Genomic DNA, 5,875 nt, shown 5'->3' with positions numbered 1-5,875 from the left:
ATCCAGATGCGCGCCGGTTTCCCCTGCACCGCGTAGGCAATCTCGTCGGCAATGTGCTTCAGGATACGGCTTCTCAGCGTGAACGGCGAGATCGCAAGCCGCATTTCGTCTGTCGGCTCGGCATAGCCGGTGATGAAATTGAAGAGCTGGGCGACATCGCGGGCGATCGTCGGATCGGTGGTGAAGAAGGACAGGTCGGTGTAGATGCGCGCCGTTACCGGATGGTAGTTGCCGGTGCCGAGGTGCACGTAGTTGCGCAGCTTGCCGTCCTCGCGCCGCACCACCAGCGACATTTTCGAATGGGTTTTTAGCTCAAGAAAGCCGAACACGACCTGCACGCCGGCACGCTCCAGATCGCGCGCCCAGCGAATGTTGGCTTCTTCGTCGAAACGCGCCTTGAGCTCGACCAGCGCGGTGACCGACTTGCCGGCCTCGGCCGCGTCGACCAGCGCACGCACGATCGGGCTGTCATTGGAGGTGCGGTAAAGCGTCTGCTTGATCGCCACCACTTCCGGATCGGCCATCGCCTGGCGCAGGAACTGCACCACGACGTCAAACGATTCGTAGGGGTGATGGACGACGATGTCCTTCTCGCGGATGGCGGCGAAACAATCGCCGCCATGCTCGCGGATACGCTCGGGAAAACGCGGATTGTAGGGCATGAATTTCAGGTCGTCGCGAGGGACGGCGACGATCTCGGAAATCTGGCTGAGCGCCAGCGGCCCGGTGAGCACGCTGATGCGGCTCGACGACACGCCAAGCTCGCCTGCCACGAAGTCGCGCAATTCGCCAGGCATCAGCCTGTCGAATTCGATGCGGATCACCGAACCGCGCCGCCGCCGCTTCAGCGCCGTTTCGAACAGGCGCACGAGGTCCTCGGACTCCTCCTCGACCTCGATATCGCTATCGCGAATGATGCGAAACGTGCCGGAGCCCTTGACCTCATAGCCGGGGAAGAGCTTGCCGATATAGAGGCCGACCGCCTCTTCCAGCGGGATGAAGCGGACATGATGCTTGCGGTCCGGCAGGCGGATGAAGCGCTTCAGCGCCACCGGCAGGCGCAGCAGCGCGCTCATCTCCTCACCATTCTTGCGATGGCGCAATTGCAGCGCCATCGAGAAGCCGAGATTGGGAATGAACGGGAACGGGTGCGCCGGATCGATCGACAGCGGGGTCAGCACCGGGAAAACCTGTTCCTGGAAATGGTCCTCCAGCCAGATTTTCTCGTCCTTGGTCAGCGCATCGCGGGTGATGCTCTCGATGCCTTCCTTGTTGAGCAGCACGGTAAGCGCCGAAAGGCTCTTCTGCTGGTCTTCCTGCAGCCGCTCGACCTCGCGCAGCAGCTGTTCGAGCTGCTGTTCGGGGGTGCGCCCGTCAGGGCTCTTCAACGTTATGCCTTCTCGCACCTGGCCGGCAAGACCGGCAACACGGACCATGAAGAACTCGTCGAGATTGGCGGCCGAGATCGACAGGAAGCGGACGCGCTCCAGCAGCGGATGATTGAGGTTCAGCGACTCCTCGAGGACGCGCCGGTTGAACTGCAGCCAGGAAAACTCGCGGTTGACAAACCGGTCCGGATTGCCGCCCTCCGGGCGAGCCACCTCGACATCAACGAATTCGTTCTGCACCGGCTTTAGTTCGTTCATGATTCCCGCTCTTCCACACCGTCAGCCAGGCTAAAGCGTCGTGCGTCATTCAGGACGCGCAAAGGACGCTCTGCCACTCCAAGGCGACGCATGGTCCTTGCCGAAAACCGATGTCGGTCTTCGGGGCCATGCGTTAACCGGCTTAACTTATCCTCTGACAGGCTTTTGCGACAGTTTCATTTCATCGAACTTGCAAAGAGGCCTGATATGATCCAGATGCAGACGAGACTGCGTTAAGGAGACGACGATGGCAGGCGGTTCCATTCCCCATTTTCAGAACGATGCGGGCTATCAGGCAATCGACATCGGCGTGAAGGAATTCATGTGCACGGGCGCCAATCCGCCTTTCGACCACCCGCATGTGTTTCTGGACATGGGCGACGACAACGAAAAAGTCTGCCCCTATTGCTCGACGCTCTACCGCTATTCTCCGAAGCTGAAGGCGACCGAGACGCTGCCGGCCGGCTGCATCTACATCGATCAGGCCGCCTGAGTCTTTCGCGACCAGCCCGATGACCGACACGCGATCCCGGCAAATTGTCATCGCCGGGGCGGGTGTCGCCGGATTGACCGCAGCGCTTGCATTCGCCGACCGCGGCTACCCTGTTCGGGTGTTCGAACAGGCGCAGCGCCTGGAAGCTGCCGGCGCCGGCATCCAGCTCTCTCCCAACGCGACACGTATCCTTCGCCAGCTTGGCGTACTCGACAAGCTGCTGCCGGCAACGGTGCGGCCGGAAGCCGTGGTGTTGAAGGAGGCCGCGACCTTGCGCGAACTGGCGCGGGTGCCGCTGGGGCAAGCCGCCGAAACGCGCTGGCAGGCGCCCTATCTCGTCGCTCACAGGGCTGATCTGCAGAGCGCGCTGATGGCACGGGTTTCCCAGATACCGGATATCCATCTTACCACCGGCGCCCGCGTCAGCAGCGCTGCCACCGGCCCCCATGGCATCACCGCGACGGCCGAGATCGACGGCAAAACCATCAAGGCTGAGGGCTTCCTGCTGATCGGAGCCGATGGTGTCTGGTCGTCGGTGCGCGCACTTGTCGATTCGGCCAAAAGGGCGGCCTTGCCGACAAGCCGTTTTTCCGGCGAGCTGGCCTGGCGCGCGACCATTGCCGCCGAAAGCGCTGCCGGACAAGCCTTTGCCGCGATCGGTGTAACCAATTGCGTCACCACCTTCCTGCATCCCGGCTTCCATATGGTGGCCTATCCCGTCAGCAAGGGTGCTGCCTTCAATCTCGCTGCCTTCACCAGGGGCGACCGTATTGCCGAAGGCTGGTCCGGCAATGCCGACGCCGGGATCCTGACCCGAGCCCTGCGCGGCACCGCGGCAGAACTTGCCCGCCTGGTCGAGCAGGCCGGCCCATGGACCGCATGGCCGATCCATACGGTCGACAGCAAACAACCTTGGACGACCGGCAACATGGCGCTGATCGGCGATGCCGCGCATGCGATGACGCCGTTCGCGGCGCAAGGCGCGGCGATGGCGATCGAGGATGCTGCGACGCTTGCCGACATCATCGCCGACTTCCCTGCCGACCCCCTGGCCGCACCTGCGACCTGGGAACAGTCACGGCGACCGCGTGTAGCGCAGGTCGCCCGACGCGGCGCTGTCAACCGGCTGGCCTGGCATGCCTCGGGTCCGGTGGCGATTGCGCGCAATGTGTTCCTGAAGGTGCGCTCGGAAAAGCTCGCGGCGGATCTGGATTGGCTCTATGGGTGGCGGGCAGTTGAGGCTGCTGTCAGGCGTTGAAAGCCTGACAGGCTGGCGGGACAGCGCCCCCCTCTGTCCTGCCGGACATCTCCCCCACTTGGGGGGAGATCGGCCGGCACCGCCGATTTCACCAATCTCGAACGTTGCAGGGCCGCAGGAAAGAGCGGGGCGCCGAACCGCCAATCTCCCCCCTCGTGGGGGAGATGTCCGGCAGGACAGAGGGGGGCGCGAAGGAATGAGGCGTCTCGCATTGGCGAAACGCGACAAGACGAGACAGCTAATTATACAGCCGCATCGACAGGCCAAGCGATACAGGCAGCGGGTTCCACCAGCCGGTGCGCAGGCCGGCGATGCGCAAGGCCGCCGCCGTCCAGGTGTTGCAGCCGACCAGTGCGTTGAAATGGCCATTGGCTTCGTAGAAGCCGTCGAACCTGGAATAGGCTGCGTCCGGAACGAGGGTCGGGCCTTTCGGTCCCCGCTGGAAACTTGCATCGATGAAATCGAGCAACGCCGTGAACCGATCCTCGGTGATGTCGAATCCCGCGATATCGGGGCGCGGTTCGAGGATGTCACCGGCGACATCGACATGCATGACCGACGCGTCGAGTGTCAGTGCCTTCATCACCGGCACCGCCTTCAGCTCGGACCATGTCGGCGTCTCCAGGTAGAAGGCGCGGCCGCCCCAGCCGAAGACGATGTAGCGGACCTCCGGCCTGTCGGCCGGTATGCCCGCGTCGACCAGGAAATGGAAACGCCGGCGCACGGCGTCATCGACCGGGATGGCGATATCGGTGTGGATCGGATTGTTCAGCACCAGGATGTGACGCGTCGCGGCTGGCACGGCGGCGGCGGCCGGCCACAGCGGCCGTGGCACGAAGGTGCCCGTCGTCAGGGCGAGTGCGACGAGAACCAACAGAAGACCCAGAAAACGTCCCAGTCTTTTCATGAAAGGCGGCCCTGCAAACGCGCTCCGGCGCGACACGAACGCCCGCCTGTTATCCATACGCAAAAGAGCCCGGCAGTGTTTCAGCCGGGCTCTTCGTGGCCGTCGAGGCCTAGTGCAGGATCTGCGACAGGAACAGCTTCGTGCGCTCGTGGCGCGGGTGGTCGAAGAACTCGGCCGGCGTGTTCTGCTCGACGATCTGGCCCTGGTCCATGAAGATTACACGGTTGGCGACCTTGCGGGCGAAGCCCATCTCGTGGGTGACACACAGCATGGTCATGCCTTCCTCGGCAAGGCCAACCATGGTCTCCAGCACTTCCTTGATCATCTCCGGATCGAGCGCCGAGGTCGGCTCGTCGAACAGCATGATGCGCGGGTTCATGCACAGCGAACGGGCAATCGCCACACGCTGCTGCTGGCCGCCGGACAATTGGCCGGGATATTTGTGGGCCTGTTCCGGAATCTTGACGCGCTTGAGGAAATGCATGGCGATTTCCTCGGCCTGTTTCTTCGGCGTCTTGCGCACCCAGATCGGCGCCAGCGTGCAGTTCTCCAGGATGGTCAGATGCGGGAACAGGTTGAAGTGCTGGAACACCATGCCGACCTCGCGGCGCACCTCGTCGATCTTCTTGAGATCGTTGGTCAGTTCCTTGCCATCGACGATGATCTTGCCCTTCTGGTGCTCCTCCAGACGGTTGATGCAGCGGATCATGGTCGATTTGCCGGAGCCGGAGGGGCCGCAGATGACGATACGCTCGCCGCGCATCACTTTCAGGTTGATGTCCTTCAGCACATGGAACTCGCCGTACCATTTGTGCATGGCGATGATGTCGATGGCGACATCGGTCGTCGAAATCTGCATCTTGGCGGCGTTGACCTTGATCTCTTCGGCGCTGACGGCATTTTCGGTGGCCATGACAGGGATCCCCTTGTTCTTTTGTCGTTGGTAGTGATGCATGTCGTTATCCCAAAACCGCTATACACTTTTGGGCGACATGCATTCAGCGTTTGTGGCCGGTGTCGAGCCGGCGTTCGGTGTACATTGAATAGCGCGACATGCCGAAGCAGAACAGCCAGAAGACGAAGGCCGCGAAGATCAGGCCTGACCTCGCCGTCTGCGCGGTTGCCCAGTTTGCATCGGAGAAATTCTGTTTGACGATGCCGAGCAGGTCGAACATCGAGATGATGATGACCAGGCTGGTGTCCTTGAACATGCCGATGAAGGTGTTGACGATGCCTGGAATAACCAGTTTCAGCGCCTGCGGCATGACGATGAAATACATTTTCTGCCAATAGCCGAGACCGAGCGAATCGGCACCTTCATACTGGCCCTTGGGGATCGCCTGCAGGCCGCCGCGCACCACTTCGGCCATATAGGCCGCGGCAAACAGCGACACCCCGATCAGCGCGCGCAGGAACTTGTCGAACGACACACCCTCCGGCAGGAACAGCGGCAGCATGACGCTGGCGAAGAACAGCACGGTGATCAGCGGGATGCCGCGCACCGTCTCGATGAAGACAACGCACAGCGTCTTGATGATCGGCATCTTGGAACGGCGGCCGAGCGCCAGCAC

Annotated in this window: 6 protein-coding genes; 2 read left to right on the top strand and 4 right to left on the bottom strand. The window is 62.2% G+C overall.

Going from position 1 to position 5,875, the window contains the following annotated elements:
• On the bottom strand, positions 1–1,646 hold a 1,646-nt coding region (locus tag EN750_RS15650), incomplete at its 3' end, for an RNA degradosome polyphosphate kinase (protein WP_127396951.1).
• A 247-nt stretch (positions 1,647–1,893) separates the two neighbouring features.
• On the opposite strand from EN750_RS15650, the gene EN750_RS15645 reads away from it, so the two are divergent.
• Together EN750_RS15645 and EN750_RS15640 are read left to right on the top strand one after the other, a co-directional pair.
• A complete protein-coding gene (locus EN750_RS15645) occupies positions 1,894–2,139 on the top strand; it encodes a zinc-finger domain-containing protein (protein WP_023814125.1) in 246 nt (81 codons plus the stop codon).
• Between the two features lie 19 nt (positions 2,140–2,158).
• On the top strand, positions 2,159–3,397 hold the full coding sequence (locus tag EN750_RS15640; protein ID WP_127396950.1) for an FAD-dependent monooxygenase: 1,239 nt from the start codon (positions 2,159–2,161) through the stop codon (positions 3,395–3,397).
• A 238-nt stretch (positions 3,398–3,635) separates the two neighbouring features.
• Here EN750_RS15640 and EN750_RS15630 read toward each other — a convergent pair whose 3' ends face one another.
• The 3 genes from EN750_RS15630 to EN750_RS15620 all read right to left on the bottom strand — a co-directional run.
• Complete coding sequence (locus EN750_RS15630) at positions 3,636–4,304, bottom strand: TIGR02117 family protein (RefSeq protein WP_127396949.1); 669 nt, start codon at positions 4,302–4,304, stop codon at positions 3,636–3,638.
• 109 nt (positions 4,305–4,413) lie between these two features.
• Positions 4,414–5,217, bottom strand: coding sequence for an amino acid ABC transporter ATP-binding protein (locus tag EN750_RS15625; protein WP_023761950.1), 804 nt, complete (start codon positions 5,215–5,217; stop codon positions 4,414–4,416).
• A gap of 85 nt (positions 5,218–5,302) precedes the next feature.
• Positions 5,303–5,875 (bottom strand): amino acid ABC transporter permease (locus EN750_RS15620; RefSeq protein WP_145967681.1); only part of this gene is annotated, 573 nt, incomplete at its 5' end.

Source organism: Mesorhizobium sp. M7A.F.Ca.ET.027.03.2.1, from assembly GCF_003999175.1.
Classification (GTDB): domain Bacteria; phylum Pseudomonadota; class Alphaproteobacteria; order Rhizobiales; family Rhizobiaceae; genus Mesorhizobium.
This window is presented reverse-complemented; position numbering and strand designations above follow the sequence as displayed.